Source organism: Desulfuromonadaceae bacterium, assembly GCA_019429445.1.
Classification (GTDB): Bacteria; Desulfobacterota; Desulfuromonadia; order Desulfuromonadales; family JAHYIW01; genus JAHYIW01.
The window spans coordinates 18,645-37,067 of sequence record JAHYIW010000010.1 but is presented as its reverse complement, the minus strand read 5'-3'; the positions used below and the strand labels follow the sequence as shown (position 1 = coordinate 37,067).

Below are 18,423 nucleotides of genomic sequence, written 5' to 3'. Positions count from 1 at the left end.
CGCCGCATCATTCTGCGATGCCGCACCCCCGACATTGCCGAACATGTCATCGATAGGACAAGTGAAACTATTGTGCCCCGGCTTTCAAATTTTCCAGTGCCAGCAGCGAATCCTGGCGAAGCGCACTCGTCGGATAACTGGCAACAAATGCTTCAAAAAGTTCCGTCGCACGCGCGCTGTCGCCGTCAACAGCGACCTGTACCGCCGCATTAAACGCCGTCAATTCTTCTGCGGAGACGTTCAACGTTTCTTCTTTCCCTTTCCAGTACAATTCTCCGCCGTCGTCATTTTTAGCGCCGCGTACGCCCCCGACAGCTGTTGTAACAGAAGTCTTTTTCGTTGGCGTCACCTTCTCGATTTTGCTGCGCAGTCCGTCCCAGAAACTTTTCTGCGCCTCTTGCGCCGAAACACCGGCGACACCAACAGAAAATACCAACGCTAATGCAATAACAATAAGTCTTATCATATTAAACCTCCTCACGGTCCATGTCCCGTAATGTAGCCCTGTTATCACCCTGTTCAAATCGGCCCGGTCAGTTCGAGCGCCAGTTTCCGATATTTTGTGGCAATCGTTATATCCATTTCCATGGCTCGTTTAAATGCGTTCACGGCCTCTGCTTTCATATCCTTCCCCAGATAAGCCCGAGCCAGATTGACCTGGATGTAGGGGTCCTCCGCGTCGAGTTCAGCGGCCAATCGATAATAGTATAACGCCTGATCAACATCTTCCTGCAAATAATTTACATTCCCCAGATTGTTTTTAATTGACGCATCCCCAGGGGCGAGTTCTTCGGCTTTCAACAACATTCGTGAAGCCTCGTCCAGTTCCCCCTCTTCAGCGTAGACGATACCGAGTTGCAACATCGGCGCATAGTTGTCAGGTTCCGCACGCACGGTATCGACCAACGCCTTGGTGAGATATCCCATGCGGATCTTCTTGAGACTCTTCAGCTCATCGAATTTTTTTTCAATTTCGCTTCGTTTGACCGGTTGCGGGCGCCAGTCGATACTTGGCAAACTGGCGGGTTTAAACTTTCCCCATGCTGCGCGAATATCCATCGTCGTCAACCCGCGACCGGCCCAGTCACGGTAATTTTTACCCCCCTTTTCCCATGCTTTGAGAAACGATGAACCGACCATCGTCACCTCTACCGGAATCCAGAGCATCTCCTCATCAACGACAAAAAGATCGGTCATTGACTCCGGTCGGCTGGCAAAATCAAGGGGCGTTGCAAACATCATGAACATATGCCCCGGAACCTCCACCGCCTTGGTCCGCACCCCGATACTCTCCATCATTGAGCTGTAGAGCGCAACCAGGTCATCACAGTCCCCCGAACGGCGCTGCAACGTTTCCCGTGGATACTGAATGTAATCTATGAAATCAGTATGTTCCGATGTTTTCTGGTAGGGATTGGAGGGATCCTGCATGTACGTCAACCCAACCACACCGAGGGCGTCAAAAAGGACTCCGGCATATAACAGGGGATCATCAACCTCAGGATACTGGGTCGTGATTGTACGCACGAATTCGAGGATAACGCTATCCTTCGGTGCGATAAATGTCGCAAAGCGTTCCCGCACATCCCACATCATCCGATGTTTTTCGTAAATATTGATCGTATGATTACGGGTAAAGGTCTTCAGACTATCATTTTCGTAGTAAGAAATTTCAATCTCTGTCTGCACCGGGGTATCTTCGGTGACATCCAGAATTTTGTTGTTGAATACCGCCTTCAATACCACCTCGGCACTCGAACGTGGGCCCAGGTCCTTAATCTCGACTTCTGTCGGGAAATCCATAAAATCCTTGATTTTAAACTTCACCTTGAGACTGGCGATCCGGGCGCGCGTATTATTGGCAACCGTCAGCACGCCAATGCCTTCGTTTTCGTAGAGCTTGTAGGTATTTGAAAAAACATTGCTGATATTAATCGCTGCATACTCAATCGGAGGCCGGGTTGCGATTTGGGTTATTGCCTTGATCTCTACCGGCACAGTTTCCATTTGATCGATACTGACAGCGGAAACGCGGAAGGCATACTCGGTCGACGGGTCAAGCCCGGTCGCCACGTAGATCGGTTCCTTACTCTCTCCAGCCTTGGTAAATTCACCACTCACATTACGGTAGATATTATAGTGGTCGAAAAATGGGGCTTTGCACTCATCCCATTGCAGCTCAACCGACCATTCCTGCGTAACCGCCCGCACATTATTCAGGGGAGCAACCTCAGCGCGCGCGGGGGTCGCATTGACAGCGGCGGTACGCGCCCCTTCATTCCCTCCCTTGGCCAGGGCACTGACCCGATAGTAATACGCGGTTTGCGGCTCAACAGCCGTATCAAGATAGGAACTGGAGCTGGTTTCAGTCAGTTTATCAAAAGGCCCATCGACGGCATTGGCACGATATACTCGATATGCTGTGACGTAGGAATAAGGGCTGACCGACCAGTCAAGACGCACCTGACGCATCCCCTCACTCGCTTGCAACTCGGTCACCGCAGTGGGTGTATAGATGGTTTGAAAAGTCTGAAGTCGCTTGCCAGCGGCGTCGGCAACGACAAAAGTGATGGCATCAAGGGGGACCATTGCCGTCGGTCGGCTAAAATCCCCCTTTCCCGTTCCGGGAGCACCAAACCGGCGCGACAAGGTTCCGTCAAGAGCATAAACCTTGACATCACTGGTTTTGGTATCCAGTACAAAAACTTCGTCGTTCGTTACCGCCAGATTGACCGGCCCTTGCAGAGCGTCCTTGTCTTTTCCGCCACCAAATTCATAGGCCGGTTTGCCGTCAGGGAAAAAGACCACCACTGCCCTGCGCTCATTGTCCAGCACATAGAGGTTTTTGTTCGGACCGATTTTGATCGCAATCGGCTCCTCAACGACCAAACGCCCGGTATTTTTCCCTAATACAGCCAAAAACACGCCATCGGTATTGAACACCTGAATACGTTCATTTCCGGTGTCAGCTACATAAATAATCCCCTCGCGAGAAATAGCCAGATCGCTTGGCTTTGAAAAACTGCCGTTGCGGCGCCCTGATTCTCCGACCGAAAGCAGCACCGCGCCATCATCGGCAAGTTTCAACAAACGCCCTTTATCGCGATCAAGCGCCCAGATGTTTCCCTGGGGGTCAACCGCCGCCGCTACAGGTTCCCAGCCCTTCACACGAATGCTTTTATCCAGCTTCAGATCACGATAAATATTGAGCAGGTTCTTTTTACTATCGACCGCCAGCAGGCGTTTATCGCTGGCATCCCAATAGAGATGATGCGCTTCAAGAGCAGCGTCGCCCAGCCATTTCACTGAGGTGAGGGGAGGATTCCGATCTGTATGGGCAATCTTTGTCCCGTTCTCCATGGCAAAAATCTGGATATTTTTATTCTTGAGGTCGGCCACGTAAAGCTGCCCGGCGGCATCAACCGACAAACCACTGATTTTCTGAAATTGCGCACGCCCATTCCCTTTCGTCCCGAAACGCAGAAGCTGCTTGCCGGACAGGTCGAATTTGGTGACGTTATAAGCATCGCGATCAGCAATATAAAAACCGCCGTCATTCATCGCTATGGCACAGGGTTCACTCAGACCTCCAACTTTACCAAGGTATCTTCCCGCTGGATCGTAAATCTTGACCATATCGTCCCCGGCATCGACGACATACAGGTTGCCCTGATAATCAAGCGTCAAATCGACCGGCTTGCGCAGACGGGCATCACCCTTGCCGTCGTTGCCGATAAAACCAAGAAAAACACCGTTCGGGCCGAAGATCTGTATCCGCGCATTATCGGTGTCCGCAACGAAGATATTGCCATCAAAGATCGCAATCCCGCGGGGATCGTCAAATTCCTTCGGGTCGCTGCCGTCCGCGCCGAAGCTCCCCAGGAATTCACCGTCACGCGTAAACATCGCAATGCGATCCAGACCACGATCAGCGACATAAACTGTATCGCCGTAAAGCGCGATCCCGGATGCCTTTTCAACTTCCGGTCGACGGCTGCCGGGCTTTCCCAGGGTAAAGAGGACCTTCCCTTCCTGATCAAGAACAAATGCCGCGCCATTTTCTGTCGTGACATAGATACGACCTTCCTGATCGACAGCTATTTTTTCCGGGGGCTGACAGGGAACTTGACCGATAAAATTTACCTGCTGAAAGGCAGCACCGGCAACCCCGTTCAAACCACATAAAAACACGCCCGCCAGCAGCCATGAGAAGTATTTCGATATCGGCATTTTGTCGTCCTTCAGCAAAGCAATAAATAAACTCATATGCAAAAAATCCGTAGTCTTTAATTATGACACAAAACAAAAAATCAATGGAGGAGAAATTTTACTTGCGCAGCGCCGTATAAGATCCGTCCCAATCTTCCTCGGGAGGGGTATCAAGGTATTCCTGGCAGCGCTGGCAGTACAATTCTGATGGCCGATCGTTGTAACGTTCGACGAGCGCGGCAAAAGCTTGCTGGGCGTCGAGGAACTTGCGCTGCCGGTATAACATCAGCGCATCGTGAAATGCAGTCGCCGCGTCAGCATGACAGGTCATCACCTCAAATATTGCCAGCGGCCGTTCTTTCCCCTTGACGCGCACAAAATCAACTTCACGCAGAACATATTTGTTCACCGGCAGCAGCTGTCGGGTCGAGTCACTGATCAGAATACGGGTGCCGTAAAGTTTATTGATCGCCTCCAGACGTGAAGCCAGGTTGACATTATCACCAATGGCCGTATATTCCATCTTTTTCCCCTCGGCACCGATATTGCCGACGACCACGTCGCCGCTATTGATACCGATCCGCACCGAGAGCTCCTGTTGGCCGAGACCGCGCCACTTTGCACATAACTCGTCCATCTTGGCCGCCATGCGCACCGCGCAATCGACAGCAAGCTCAGCATGACGCGGCTGGTCGACCGGCGCGCCCCAGAAAGCCATAATCCCGTCGCCGATAAATTTATCGAGGGTCCCCTCCTGATCCATGATCACGTGTGTCATCTCCGCCAGATATTGATTGAGAATCCTGACCACCTCTTCCGGTGGTAATTTTTCACTGAAACCGGTGTAGTTTTGCACATCGGAAAAGAGAATTGTCAGCTGCCGGTTTTCACCACCGATCTTCGCCTGGCTGGGGTCCTGAATCAGTCGATCAACCACCGACTTTGAAACGTAACTGGAAAACATGCCACGAATTTGCCGGGTCTTGCGGTCGAGAAAGAAAAAACGCAGATAGGCCGTCGCACAAAATGACAGGACCACGCTGAGTTCAGGATAAACAATGCTGATCCAATGTCCTTTGAGGAAAAAGAAGTAGGCGAATCCCGCATGGCCGAACATGAGCAGCGCAATAAGTGGCAGGGAGATCGAATGGCGCAGACTGAGTGTTACGAACGCCGCGATAATGCCGAGGGTGATGATCGCCACCAGATTGATCAGCGACTCGTAACCGCCATGCTGAATAAACCGCTGTGACAGGATATTATCGACGACATTGGCATGCACTTCGACCCCGGGCGAGTTATTCGAAAAGGGGGTCACCCGCATATCGTAAATACCGAGCGAGGTTGCTCCGACCAGGACCAACTTGTCTTTCAGCTCCGCCGCGCCGACCGTGCCATTAAGCACATCACTGAATGAATAGCGGGGATAGGTTCCTGGCGGGCCAATATAGTTAATCAGATAATAATAGTCGCCATCGGTCGGCACTGACCGGTTACCAACCGTAATATCATAAGCACCCGGCACAATCGATTCAACATCAAGGGCCGCCCGGGCCGCGCTCAGGGCGTATGAAGCAACAAACATCTCCCCGTCGGAAAGAAGCAACGGTACCCAGCGCACGACACCGTCATCGTCGGGGGTCATATTGATGTGTGCGGTATAACGGGACGCCTCCTGCAATGCAGGCAAACTCCGCGTGATCCCTGCAACGTGTCCGTCGGGACCAAACTCAAACGCCATCGCCAGCGTTGTTTTTCCCGAACGCCGTAGCGCTGAGGCTAAGGCCTGGTCAGCCTCCGGAATCTCCACCTCGGGAAAAAACGCATCCAGAAAGATTGACTTGGCCCCGGCGGCAGTCGCCAGATCGACAAATTGCGCAAAACGGGTGCGGGTCCACGGAAAACGTCCAAGTTCAGCGACACTTTTGTCATCAATCGCAACAATGACGATAGCGGGATGTGGTTCGAGAGCCCCACGCACCGTTTTAAACCGAAAATCGTAGGTTCGCGCTTCGAATCCTTCAAACAGACCGGTCTGACGATAATAAAGGAAGACCGTGAAGAGAATCACCAGCGAAGTGAAAAAAATGATTAACACCCTGGTTTTATTCATCTTTGCAAAGTAGCAACAGAAAAGGTTCATGTAAAGTCACATTTCATCTGATTCCCCACATTTTTTCACCACGCCGGACGGCAGGAACAGGTTGCACCGAACGGGCGCTTCTGCTAAAGTCCCGCCATTCTCTTCTCCGGGAAGGACTCCCCATGTTTCACTTCGAGCTGCTCGCCACCGACATTGACAGTGCCGCCCGCCGCGGGCGACTGACGACCCCGCACGGTGCTATTGAAACGCCGATCTTCATGCCGGTCGGCACCCACGGCGCACTCAAGGCGATGACCCCGGCCCAGGTTGAAGAAACGCAGGCCCAGATCATCCTTGCAAACACCTACCACCTGCATCTCAAACCGGGCGAAGGTCTGGTCAAGAAAGCTGGCGGTCTGCATAAGTTCATGCACTGGAACAAGCCGATTTTGACTGACAGTGGCGGCTTCCAGGTCTTTTCGCTACCGAAAAACGAGATAACGGAGACCGGCGTCTTCTTTCGCAGCGAAGTATCCGGCGAGCGGATCTTTCTCGGCCCCAAAGAAGCCATGGCGATCCAGAACGATCTGGGTGCCGACATCATTATGGCTTTTGACGAATGTATCCCCTACCCGACCACCCATGACTATGCCGCGCAATCGATCCACAAGACGCTGCGCTGGGCGGAAGAATGCCTGGGGGCTCATGCGCGTTCCGATCAGGCCCTGTTCGGCATCGTGCAAGGTGGAGTCTACGATGATCTCCGCCGCGACTGTGCCAAAGCTCTGACCGGGATGGCGTTCCCCGGCTATGCCATTGGCGGCGTCAGTGTCGGCGAAGGGCTGGAGCTGTTGAAAAAGGTGGTCGACTACACCGCACCTTTTTTGCCAGAGGACAAACCCCGTTATCTGATGGGGGTCGGTTTGCCCGAAGATATCCTCGAAAGCGTCGAACGCGGCATGGATATGTTCGACTGTGTCATCCCCACCCGTTACGCCCGCAGCGCGACCCTCTTTACCCGGCGCGGCAAGATCCGCCTGACTTTGCGCCGCTACCGGCGGGACTTCTTTCCGGTCGATCCGTCGTGCGACTGTTACTGTTGTCGCAACTTCACTCGCGCTTACCTGCACCATCTTTTCAATGCCAACGAAATTCTTTCCGCAACCCTCTCCGCGATCCATAACGTCCGTTTTTATCTCAATATGATGGCGGAAACACGGGCCGCCATCGAGCGCCACGATTTCAAGGCGTTCAAGGCCGACTTTCTCGGCGAATATCTCTCTGAAGACCAGAAGCCTTGACCTTAGCCCGTTGATCTTCGATAATTGTTCGTCATGAGCATTGCGGACTTCAAAGCGGGCTTCGCCCCGGAACTTGTCAGGCGTTTGCAGTCGGCTTTGAGCGCCGACCACGAGCATCTCTTCCAGATCATTCTCGACCCCGCGCCGGAGGTGTTACGCGCCCTGCTGAAAAATCGCAATCTCGCGGTTGACCACTTGCTGGCGCTACTCAAGCGCCGTGACTTGCCCGAGGATTTACTTAAAGCGATCTACCGCCTGGAATTGACCGGCAAGAATCGTGAGTTAAAACTGGCGCTGGTCAAGAACCCCGCCACCCCCGGCCAGATCGTGCTGTCGCTTATTCCGCACCTTTATCTCTTTGAACTGCTCAATCTCTGTTATCTGCCCGGCGTCACTCCCGACCAGAAGTACGCCGCGGAACGCGCCATCATCAAACGTCTGCCCGAAATCCCTCTCGGCAACAAGCTGACCCTGGCCCGGCGCGGCACAACAGCGTTGCTCGACGCCCTGTTGAAAGAGGGAGATCCACAGTTGCTGGACCCTTGCCTGTCAAACCCTCGCCTTAAGGAAGTTTCCATTGTCCAGTTCATCAACGGTCCGCAAGCAAGCGCCGCAGCGATCTCCGCCATCGCGCGTCACCCCAAATGGAAAAGCCGCCCAAACCTGCGCACGGCGATCCTTAAAAACCGCCGCACCCCGGCAATCTGGTTCACCCTGTTTCTGCCGCAACTGCGCACTCCCGAGATCAACACCCTGCTCATCTCCCGGCAGCTGAGTCCGGCGCAAAAAAAGTTGGTCGCAACGGAGCTTAAGCGTCGTCAAGGACGCTGAATGAAAGGAAAGATTCGTGACGAGGAAGAATTGGGGGGGGGAAACAGAATCAGGCAAACAATCGGTCGATCTCGGCGAAATCGTATCTCAACTCAGCCAGTTGATGAATCAGCGATATTTTTTCCGTATCTTCAGCGGTCAGTTTCGATACGTCTGCGGTAAATTCCAGAAAAATATCCGCCGTGGTGCGCGGCGTGCGCAAATAAGGGATGTTGCTCTTGTCCAGAATCAGTTGTGTCGTCTTGGCAACCGGCGCAACTCCGGCGATGACCAGCCCGGCAATCTTGTCATGATATTCTTCCATCTCGTAAAGGTTGGAGAGGGTCACCAGCAGTTCATCCCGCGAGCTGGTAACGATCAACATCGTCGAGTCCTGCATCGTATCAAAAACCCGTTGGGTCGAGGCGGCAGCGATCTGCACGTGGTGAATAATCCGCATCAACTCCTGCTGATTGCCCTGTACCTGAAGATTGAGGACCCGCGCCAACCGCGTGATCGTCGGATCAGCGAGAATCGGTTGATAATTGAATCCTCCCAGCACTGCAAAGTTCTGCTCGCGAAACGCCAGCCGCAGATATTCAAGGGTGCGGTCACGTTTCGCAGGAGTCAGTTTGTTGACCACCAGCGCCCGTACCTCGGCGTTTTCCTGGCGGTAAAGAGCCAGATTCATCGCCACCGCATCGACCACACTCCCGACGCCGCCGCCGGTGACCATCATCACCGGAGCACCAACCAATGCCGCCACCCGGGCGTTACTCAACCCGATCACCGCACCGACGCCGCTGTGCCCCGCACCTTCAATGATCAGAAAATCACATTCATTTTCCAGCCGCTTAACCGCCGCGAGAATTTTATCCTCCAACCTCTGAACCGGCAGTTCTCCACGCAGAAATTGCTGCGTCATCCCCGGCTCGATCACCACCGGGCACATCAGCTCAACCTTCTCCTCCCACCCGTAAACCGCGGCAATCGTTGCCGGATCCATATCGATCCGATGCCCGCGCCAGTCAACCGGCTTCGGTCCAATCGGCTTGATAAAACCGATCCGCGCATATTTTTCCCGCGCCAGATGCAACAGCGACAAACTGGTCGTGGTCTTGCCACAATCCTGTCCGGTCGCGGAAATAAATATTTTTTTGGCCATTAAATTTCTCTCTCTCACCGGTCAGCGGCAGAACGGCTCCTAACGTCGGGGGAAAATCCACGGGGATTTAGAAAACCTTGACGGCATAGCCGGGATTATGAAGCATTCTCCGCCCGGATTCAACACCGAATGAAAATCTTTTCAAATTCATCTTGACAATATCCGCATACACGAATATGTTTTCTTCATGAAAAATGAAGCCAGACTCTTTAAAGCCCTCGCCGACGAAACCCGCCTGCGCATTCTGGCCCTGTTACTGGAGGGTGAACTGTGCGTGTGTGAGTTGATTGCCGCACTCGAACTTCCGCAATCAACCGTCTCGCGCCATCTGGCCACCCTGCGCAACTGTGGCTGGGTCACGGATCGCCGCCACGGGGTCTGGATGTACTATCGCCTCAATGATGACGGAAACCTGGCGGTGAAGAGGATTAAACCACTGCTTGAAACATTACTCTGCAACCTGGCGGAACACGCCGCAGCTATCGACAGGCTTGGCTCTTTTCAAGACGGGCAGAAAAAACCACTCTGCTGATTTTTTTTGCCGCCATAATATCTGCTTATGCGGATAGAAAGGATTACCGAGTTGACTAAAAAACGCGTTCTGTTTCTTTGTACCCACAACTCCTGCCGTTCGCAGATGGCCGAAGGTTTGGCAAACCACTTTCTCAGTGACCGGATCGAGGCGTTCTCCGCCGGCACCGAAGCGACCCGGGTCAACCCACTGGCGGCCAACGTCATGGCCGAGATCGGCATCGACCTTTCCGCGCACCGTTCCAAGATCCTCGACGAATTCACCAGTGAGGATTTTGACTACGTGATCACCCTGTGCGGCGACGCCAACGAAAAATGTCCGCTCTTTTTCGGCGGCGTTCAGCGGCTGCACATCGGCTTTGACGACCCGTCGCGGCTGCCCGGCAGTGAGGCAGAAGTGTTGCCGGAATACCGCCGGGTACGCGATGAAATTCGCCGGACGATGAAGGATTTTTTCGATAAGGATTTGGCATCGTAGGGGCGACCCCCTGTGTTCGCCCTGAACTGTCCTTGGATAACCCAAAACCCGGCAGACACAGTGGTCTGCCCCTACAAGGAAACCCGTTATGTCGACCCTGACCCGCAAACTCTCGTTTCTCGACCGTTATCTGACCCTGTGGATCTTCGTCGCCATGGCAATTGGCGTCGGCGCTGGCTGGCTGGTTCCCGGCGTCAAGGACTTCGTCGACCTGTTCACCGTCGGCACCACCAACATCCCCATCGCCGTCGGCCTGATCCTGATGATGTACCCGCCCTTTGCCAAGGTCCGCTACGAGGAGTTGCCCGACGTCTTCCGCAACAAGAAGATCCTCGGTCTTTCGCTGGTGCAGAACTGGGTGATCGGCCCGATTCTGATGTTCATCCTCGCCATCGTTTTCCTGCAGGACTATCCCGAGTACATGGTCGGGCTGATCATGATCGGCCTGGCGCGCTGCATCGCCATGGTCATCGTCTGGAACGAGCTGGCCGACGGCAACAGCGAATACGCCGCCGGGCTGGTCGCCTTCAACAGTATTTTTCAGGTGCTCTTTTTCAGCGTCTACGCCTGGTTTTTCATCAGCGTGCTGCCACCGCTGTTCGGTCTGGAAGGGGCGGTGGTCGACATCACCATCGGCGAGATTGCGCAAAGTGTCTTCATCTACCTCGGCATCCCCTTTCTGGCCGGGGCGTTGACCCGTTTGATCGGGGTCAAAATCATGGGACGCGAACGCTATCATGCAGAGGTGGTACCGAAGATCAGCCCGCTCACCCTGATCGCCCTGCTCTTCACCATCCTGGTGATGTTCAGCCTCAAAGGTGAGTTGATCGTGCAGATCCCCATGGACGTGGTACGCATCGCCATTCCACTGCTGATCTACTTCGTGCTGATGTTTCTGGTCTCCTTCTACATGGGCAGGAAGGTCGGTGCCGACTACAGCCGAACGACAACTCTGGCCTTTACCGCCGCCAGCAACAATTTCGAGCTGGCCATCGCGGTGGCCATCGCCGTCTTCGGCATCAATTCCGGCGCCGCCTTCGCCGCGGTGATCGGCCCGCTAGTCGAAGTGCCGGTGATGATCGGCCTGGTGCATGTCGCCTTCTGGTTTCAGCGACGCTATTTTCAAGGTCAGGCTACACTCTGACCCTTCTCCCGCAAAAGAGAGCCATCAATGGATCTTTCCGAGTGCAAAGTTTTGAAAAACTTTTTTCACCGGCAAGCGCGGCGGCGGCAAAACCACAGCCACCACGCTGAACAGCCCCGGAAAATTATTTGAAACGTGAATTTCTGTAAACTTGGTATTTCAATTGGTACTGCACCATCAACCCTCTCACAAAACCGTACGTACGGGCCTCGTATACGGCTCCTGTCTATTCTTCACCTCAATATTTCTGAGGCAGGTACCCGGTTTGTACTGCTTCTATTTCAAAGAGACCCTCTTCCCTTAAATACCGGTTGAGTAAAGCGTAATTCGCCAAGGGGCTGGCCGCATTGCGCCATGAGTTCATTTTTATGAATTTTAACTCGCCTTGATAGCCGAGCCCGCTTCAAAAATTCGTACTGCATGACTTGCGCCGGACGCATGCCACGCGCCTTGCAGACCTCGGTTTTTCGGACGAAGTTATAAACGCTGCACAGGGCCGCGTTAAAGTCGGTATTATCGGAACCTACAACCGCCACCAGTATCTTGATGAACGCCGCCGGGCCGCTCTGGCATGGGAGCGTAAGCTTAACGAGATCGTCACCGGAGATGCACCGGCAAAGGTTGTTTATCTGCACCAGTGAGACCCCTTTAAGCCGACAACTTGGCAAAGACACAATGCCAGAAAATGTTGACACTGTACTAAAAAAAGGTACACAATAAGTATGTCATGGAAGGTGACCATATCGCGACAGGCGAACAAGCAGGCGACAAAATTACCCCGCAAAGTGCGGGACGCGCTGCAAGCATTGATTGGCGAAATAGAACGCTTTGGCCATGTTCGCGGCGACTGGCCCAACTATTCCAAGTTAAGCGGCGACCGGCACCACTGCCACCTGAAAAAAGGCCGCCCCTGTTATGTTGCCGTCTGGAAAATAGAGAACCAAGAAATAAAACTGATTGAGGTGATTTATGCAGGAACACACGAAAACGCACACTATTGAAGCCCGGTTCACTGGAAACCCTGGAACGATTGACCGCTTGCGCAACTACGCGAAAGAGATCGGAGCCGAAGAACTCCACGACGTCACCGCCGATGAGTTTTTCAACGAGCATTTCCAAGGTGAAAGCCGTTCCGCTGTCACCCTGCGAGGATACCGGCACCGCGAGGGATTGACACAGGAGCAGCTTGCCACCGCCGCCGGAGTGCCGCGCCGTCACCTGTCCGAAATGGAGAACAGCAAGCGCCCTATCGGCAAGGCCACCGCCCGCCGCCTTGCTGCTGTCCTGAATTGTGATTATCGCATGCTGCTGTAACAGCACCCCGCGCCTAGCTCGACGGAGCGAAAAGCCGGACACCCTGACCGGTTGGCGCGGGATACTTTCAGGGGCGAACAGGGGCGCACGCCATGATTGATTTACACCCAGAGAGTTTAACCTTCCCCGCCATTGTTGAAGAACTGACAAAAGAGCACCCTCACCACGGTTCTGGTAAGTGGTTAAAGTACCTGACCGATGCCGCATATATCCGGGCACCAGCTCAACTTCGCTGAGACTGGCCGTCTCGATCACGATAGAGAGCTTCTCTTCGTTGGTCAAGCTGCCTGCTTGTTGGTTTTTGTTCGCATCAAGTTCGCCTTGAACGTGACGGTATTGGCGTTTCCAAGTGTACAGAGTGTCTCTGGGAATCCCAGTCTCTTTCACCATGTCAGGGACACTGACATTCTGCGGAGGCAGGAGCTTGGCAATAATGCTCTGCTTAAATTCGTTGGAGTATTTGGCGTTCATCGACTCTCTCTTTTTGCCCCACAAGTTAACACAAAATTTTACAACGAGAGGCGACATCTATCCTGACACAGGGGGGTTTTGACATTTACCCATTATCGGTTCTACTCCCAACTTGCCAAAACACACACAAATAGACATTCCGGGCTGTTACGACACGCAATCGTTCGCGGCATTGGACGATCAGACATGTTTGGCATGTGGAGCGACCATGACCAATCTCAAAACGTCGATGAATATGTCAAAAATTTAAGAAAAGGACGATTTTAATGTTAATGGTCGATACTGACGTACTTGTCTGGTATCTGCGTGGCAATGAAAAGGCATTTAAAACCATAGAAAATCTGGAAAGTTTTTCTCTTTCCGTTATCACTTACATGGACCTTGTCCAGGGGATGAGAAACAAAAACGAACTGAACAGTCTGCGCCAGGCTCTTCACGCATGGAACGCGTCAAGCCTGTGTATACGGAAGAAATTTCGGCCAAAGCCATGTTTGCCGTTGAGCAACATTTCTTGAGTTACTCTGTGCAACTTGCCGATGCCCTGATTGGTTCAACTGCTGTCGCCTACGGTCTTCCGCTGCTCACTGGCAACGACAAGCATTACAAAATAATGAAGGATGTCCAAATCAAAAAATTTCGCCCCTAAGCCGAGCGTTTCTCGCCTCAGCCGTGGGTGATCAAGTCAAAAATCCCAGCGTTGCACAATAGCTATGCGACGCGCTACCGTCAGCGCGCCGAGATATCCTCGTGCCGGGGTAAATGATCTGCTTAGCGCCCCGCTATCGGGTGCGGATAAAGGGGCGGAAAATCCGCATCCCTGATATTTCAATCCCGCTTCCTTGCGGGTCCAGAGCCGGAAGAAGAAGCGGCGCTGACGCGGGGTGGGACAACGCTGCATGGCACTTTTTTCTGCTGCTGAAAAGTAACGCGCCATGACCTGTTCAAAATCCAGCTGCGGGTCGATCTGTTCAACATCAACGCCGACCTCAAAGCCCGCAGCAACCAGCAGTACCCCCCAGTCACCGGCATGAGCGAGATTGAAGGAAAGCCCTTTGCACGCGGCCAGGTATGGTTTGCCCTGCGCAGTGCTGGAAAACTCGATAACAGCGGGAGGGCAGTCGAGGTAGCGCGCCAGAATCTGGCGCAGGCGGCCCCGGCCGACGATAAAGTGAGCGCCTTTTGCCGGGTCGCGCAGCCGCGTGGCGCGATGCCGTTCTTCGGCGCTGAGCAGATGCGTCAAGGTGCCAATCTCCGCCGCCGAAAGGTCAAGACGAAAACGCCAGAGGTGGGCGGTTTGTCCGTCGAGATCAAGCCGGTTTGGCGGCGGCTGCCAGCAGGTGAGTTGGACAGAGGGCATGCCGGTCACCTGCTCAGGTTTTTGCCAGCCACTGGCGTAGCCGTTCAATCCCCTCGTCAAACGACACCTGTGGTTGATAACCAAAATCCCGCCGTGCCGCGCCAAGATCGAACCAGTGCGCGGTCGAGAGTTCGCGGGCAACAAAACGGGTCATCGGCGGCTCGCCCGGCACATGCAACAGCGGATAAATCTTTTCCAGTACGGCACCGACGAAATAAGCCACTGCCGGGGAGATGCTGCGGGTGATCGGCGGCAGTCCACCAGCGTCAAGGATGTGATTGACGACATCCCACAGTGGCAGCGGTTGACCCTGGGAGAGAAAATAAGCCTTGCCCGATAGCGTCGATCCGATGTCGAGTCGATCAGCCGCTTGCAGGTGAGCCAGGGCGGCGTTGTCAATATAGATTGTATCGACCAGACAGGGGCGGGTGCCGATCCGGCGCAAGCGTCCCGTCGCGCCGCGCGCGAGAATCCGGGGGACGAGGTGGTTGTCTTCCGGTCCCCAGATCAGGTGGGGGCGCAGGGCGACCGTCGCCAGTGTCGCGTCGGCGGCGCGCAACACCAACTGTTCAGCTGCCGCCTTGGTTTGCGGGTAAAAGGCCTCAAAGTGCTGCGGGTAAGGGGCCGATTCATTGATCCCTTCCATGTCGGTGCCGTTAAAAACCACACTCGGGGAGCTGGTGTAGACCAGCCGCCGGACCCCCTCCGCGCGGCAAGCGGCGATGACCTGTGCGGTGCCGAGCACATTCGTCGCGTAAAACTCCTGATACGGACCCCAGACCCCCGCCTTGGCAGCGACGTGAAAGACCAGCTCGCATCCCTGCACCGCATTTCTGACCGCCTCGCTATCGTTCAGCGTTCCCTGCCGATGCTCTACCCCCAGCGCGGTCAGCGCCGGGTGGGCGTTGCGCGAGAACGAACGGACGGCGTCCCCGCGCTCGATCAGCAGTTTGCAGATCGCCTTGCCGAGGAAACCGCCGCCGCCGGTGACCAGCACTCTCATGACAAACGCTCCGCCGCCCAGAGGGCCAGTTTTTCACGGAAAATCTTGGCATTGTGACGAATATCGACCGGAAAGGCCGGATGGATCAAAAAGTCGTCAATCGGACGGGTGATTGGATGTTCGCTACCGATGACGCGGAGTTCTGCAAGGATGCGGCTCTGGGCTGAACGCTGCGTTCCCGGTGCCAGCTCGATGCAGAGCACCGGTTGCTGCCGACCAGGCGTGCCGATGCCGACCAGCGCGGTGCGCAAAACCTGCGGGTGGGTGTTGAAAATTGCTTCACAGGGGATGGTGAACAGGGTCTCTGCGGCGGTCACCACCCGGTGTGCCTTGCGTCCGCAGAACCAGATGCGTCCCTGCTCATCGCGATAACCGAGATCGCCCATACGATGGAAAAAACTGTCCTCTTCCGGGATCGGGATCTTTGCCAGCGCGGTCGATTGCGGGCGATTGAAATAACTTTGCGTTACCTGCGGCCCGCGCACCACAATCTCGCCGATCTCATCGGTGCCCAGCTTGAGCGTATCATCCCAGCAGGGCAGGGGTTCATCGGTGATCGAAATTATTTCCGCCATAATCGACGCTACCGGCGGCCCGACACAAACGCCGCGCCCCTGCGCGGTTGCCAAACGGGTACTGGCGAGAATTTCGGTGCTGCCGATTGAGCAGACCGGCAGCGCTTCGGTGGCGCCGTAAGGGGTGTAGACTTCGACGCCAGGGGTGAGCAGGGTCGTGAACCGTTCCAACACTTCGGCCGCGACCGGCGCTCCGGCGGAGATGACCCGTTTGAGGCTCGGCAACTTGACGTTATGGGTGACACCGTAATGACTGAGGCGGTTGATCAGCGCCGGGGAACCGAACATGGTCGTAATCTGAAAGGTTTCAATCGCGGCAAAAATTTTGACCGGATCGACAGCGGCGGGGCGGGTAAAATCCATCTCCGGGATAACCGATGTCATCCCCAGCGCCGGGGCAAAGAGCGCGAAAAGGGGGAAGGTCGGCAGATCGATCTCACCTGGACGAATAGCGTAGAGCTCGCGTAACGCCTCCACCTGGGCGGCGAAGTTGCCGTGACTGTAAAGGGCACCTTTCGGCACGCCGGTGCTGCCGCTGGTGAAGAGAATCGCAGCGGTTTCGTCGCGGGTGGTGTGCGCGGCGGGGTATGACTGATCGGCCGGAATCGTCGCCAGCGCCTGCTCCAGAGTTGTCCCTCCCCAACCGGGTCGGCGGCCAACTGTGAGCAGAATTTTGATCGTGGGCTTACCCCAACCGAAGAGCAGCCGGGCAAGGTGCGCTTTGGGAACACCGATAAAGGCCTGTGGCGCGGCCTCGGCGAGGCAGGTTTTGAGGTTCTTGAGCCCCATCCCCGGATCGACCAGAACCGGCACCGCGCCGATCTTGAAGAGCGCGAAGGTCAGCGCGAAGAAGTCGAAACCGGGAGGGACCATCAGGATCGTACGCACGCCGCGTTTGATGCCGAGCGCGTCGAGCGCCGCCGCCATGCAATTAGTGGCCTGCTCCAGTTGGGCGAAGGAGTAGTGATCGTAATGTTGACCGAAACCTTTACGCGGGATGTGAATCGCTGGCGTTTCCGGCTGGAGTTGCGCCATCTTTGGCAGATGCGCGGCAACGTTGGTGGAGACGGTCTGCTTCACGGGGTCTTTCCGTCGAGGGGGTGCGCAGCCAGAAACTGTGTGATCAGCGGAATGACCTCTTCTTTGGCATCTTCCAGAATATAGTGACCGCAATCGGCAAAAGCATGAACTTCGGCATGCGGGAAACGGCGTTGCCATTCGTTGAGAAAATGGACGTCAAAGACGAAATCTTTCAGCCCCCAGCAGATCATCATCGGCAGGGTGGCAAAACGTTCCAGCCCGCTCTCAATCTCGCTGATCAGTGCGTAGCCGGGATCTTCCGGTTTGAGCGGGATATCCTGGACAAAGCGCAGGGTGGCGATGCGGTTGGCGGGGGTGTCGTAAGGGGCGCAGTAGGCACCGCGAATTGCGGGGGGCAGCGGGTTACGCTTGCAGCCGACCCGGGCCGCCAGCAGGGCAAACATATTCAGTTGCTGCACCAGGAAGGCGCCGAACGCGGTAGCGCGGCAGATTTTCAGTGCCAGGGGGAAAGCCTTCCCGGCGGGGAGATGAAAAGCGGCGGTATTGAGAATCACCAGCCGCGCGATCCGTTCCGGGTGACGGCTGGCGTAGGCCATCCCGATCATGCCGCCCCAGTCGTGAACCACCAGCGTGATGCGTGAACGCACCTCCAGCTGGTCAAGCAACGACTCAAGATCATCGACCCGTTGCTTGAGGGTATAGCTGTAAGCGTCGTCCCCCGGTTTGTCTGAAAGTCCGCAGCCGATATGGTCGGGAACAATAACGCGGTAGTGCTCGCGTAACGATTTGGCCAGATCGCGGTAGTAGAATGACCAGCTCGGGTTGCCGTGCACCATCACGACCGGATCGCCGTTGCCCTCGTCAAGGTAGTGATATTGCTGGCCGTTTAGATCAAGAAAATTATTTTTAAAGGGATAAAGATCGGTCATCAGTAGAGGAAC

16 protein-coding genes and 1 pseudogene are annotated in these 18,423 nt (G+C 54.9%); 8 read left to right on the top strand and 9 right to left on the bottom strand.

What is annotated here, in order from left to right:
* Positions 1–67 precede the first annotated feature (67 nt).
* The 3 genes from K0A93_05260 to K0A93_05250 all read right to left on the bottom strand — a co-directional run bounded on the left by K0A93_05260 (position 68) and on the right by K0A93_05250 (position 6,352).
* A complete protein-coding gene (locus K0A93_05260) occupies positions 68–466 on the bottom strand; it encodes a hypothetical protein (protein MBW6511517.1) in 399 nt (132 codons plus the stop codon).
* A 53-nt stretch (positions 467–519) separates the two neighbouring features.
* On the bottom strand, positions 520–4,266 hold the full coding sequence (locus K0A93_05255; GenBank protein MBW6511516.1) for a hypothetical protein: 3,747 nt from the start codon (positions 4,264–4,266) through the stop codon (positions 520–522).
* Positions 4,267–4,327: 61 nt separating this feature from the next.
* A complete protein-coding gene (locus K0A93_05250) occupies positions 4,328–6,352 on the bottom strand; it encodes an adenylate/guanylate cyclase domain-containing protein (GenBank protein ID MBW6511515.1) in 2,025 nt (674 codons plus the stop codon).
* 122 nt (positions 6,353–6,474) lie between these two features.
* Between K0A93_05250 and tgt the strand changes: the two genes are divergently transcribed.
* Positions 6,475–7,593 (top strand): tRNA guanosine(34) transglycosylase Tgt, encoded by a 1,119-nt coding sequence (tgt, locus tag K0A93_05245; protein MBW6511514.1) that lies wholly within the window; start codon positions 6,475–6,477, stop codon positions 7,591–7,593.
* Between the two features lie 33 nt (positions 7,594–7,626).
* Positions 7,627–8,424: a hypothetical protein gene (locus tag K0A93_05240; protein MBW6511513.1), complete on the top strand. Its 798-nt coding sequence runs from the start codon at positions 7,627–7,629 to the stop codon at positions 8,422–8,424.
* A 49-nt stretch (positions 8,425–8,473) separates the two neighbouring features.
* On the opposite strand, the gene K0A93_05235 is transcribed toward K0A93_05240, so the two are convergent.
* Positions 8,474–9,568: an AAA family ATPase gene (locus K0A93_05235; GenBank protein MBW6511512.1), complete on the bottom strand. Its 1,095-nt coding sequence runs from the start codon at positions 9,566–9,568 to the stop codon at positions 8,474–8,476.
* A 187-nt stretch (positions 9,569–9,755) separates the two neighbouring features.
* Between K0A93_05235 and K0A93_05230 the strand changes: the two genes are divergently transcribed.
* The 5 genes from K0A93_05230 (at position 9,756) to K0A93_05210 (ending at position 13,035) form a co-directional block, all read left to right on the top strand.
* A complete protein-coding gene (locus tag K0A93_05230) occupies positions 9,756–10,100 on the top strand; it encodes a metalloregulator ArsR/SmtB family transcription factor (protein MBW6511511.1) in 345 nt (114 codons plus the stop codon).
* Between the two features lie 27 nt (positions 10,101–10,127).
* The gene (locus tag K0A93_05225) at positions 10,128–10,577 is read left to right on the top strand and encodes an arsenate reductase ArsC (protein MBW6511510.1); all 450 of its coding nucleotides are present in this window, start codon (positions 10,128–10,130) and stop codon (positions 10,575–10,577) included.
* Between the two features lie 88 nt (positions 10,578–10,665).
* Positions 10,666–11,721: an ACR3 family arsenite efflux transporter gene (gene arsB / locus K0A93_05220; GenBank protein MBW6511509.1), complete on the top strand. Its 1,056-nt coding sequence runs from the start codon at positions 10,666–10,668 to the stop codon at positions 11,719–11,721.
* A 425-nt stretch (positions 11,722–12,146) separates the two neighbouring features.
* Positions 12,147–12,362 (top strand): hypothetical protein, encoded by a 216-nt coding sequence (locus tag K0A93_05215; protein ID MBW6511508.1) that lies wholly within the window; start codon positions 12,147–12,149, stop codon positions 12,360–12,362.
* A 328-nt stretch (positions 12,363–12,690) separates the two neighbouring features.
* Positions 12,691–13,035 (top strand): helix-turn-helix domain-containing protein, encoded by a 345-nt coding sequence (locus tag K0A93_05210; GenBank protein ID MBW6511507.1) that lies wholly within the window; start codon positions 12,691–12,693, stop codon positions 13,033–13,035.
* Positions 13,036–13,254: 219 nt separating this feature from the next.
* On the opposite strand, the pseudogene K0A93_05205 reads toward K0A93_05210, so the two are convergent.
* Positions 13,255–13,506: pseudogene (locus tag K0A93_05205) on the bottom strand (transposase).
* A gap of 439 nt (positions 13,507–13,945) precedes the next feature.
* Here K0A93_05205 and K0A93_05200 point away from each other — a divergent pair.
* Positions 13,946–14,152 (top strand): hypothetical protein, encoded by a 207-nt coding sequence (locus K0A93_05200; GenBank protein ID MBW6511506.1) that lies wholly within the window; start codon positions 13,946–13,948, stop codon positions 14,150–14,152.
* A gap of 36 nt (positions 14,153–14,188) precedes the next feature.
* Here the strand turns inward: K0A93_05200 and K0A93_05195 are convergent, their stop codons facing one another.
* From K0A93_05195 to K0A93_05180, 4 genes are read right to left on the bottom strand one after another with little or no spacing between them, the layout of a single operon-like run.
* Positions 14,189–14,863 (bottom strand): 4'-phosphopantetheinyl transferase superfamily protein, encoded by a 675-nt coding sequence (locus tag K0A93_05195; protein MBW6511505.1) that lies wholly within the window; start codon positions 14,861–14,863, stop codon positions 14,189–14,191.
* Between the two features lie 13 nt (positions 14,864–14,876).
* The gene (locus K0A93_05190) at positions 14,877–15,866 is read right to left on the bottom strand and encodes an NAD-dependent epimerase/dehydratase family protein (protein ID MBW6511504.1); all 990 of its coding nucleotides are present in this window, start codon (positions 15,864–15,866) and stop codon (positions 14,877–14,879) included.
* Complete coding sequence (locus K0A93_05185; protein MBW6511503.1) at positions 15,863–17,521, bottom strand: AMP-binding protein; 1,659 nt, start codon at positions 17,519–17,521, stop codon at positions 15,863–15,865. The genes K0A93_05190 and K0A93_05185 overlap by 4 nt, the downstream gene beginning before the upstream one ends.
* Positions 17,518–18,411, bottom strand: a complete 894-nt coding sequence (locus K0A93_05180; protein MBW6511502.1) for an alpha/beta fold hydrolase — start codon at positions 18,409–18,411, stop codon at positions 17,518–17,520. Before K0A93_05180 ends, K0A93_05185 begins: the two co-directional genes overlap by 4 nt.
* Between the last annotated feature and the right edge of the window lie 12 nt (positions 18,412–18,423).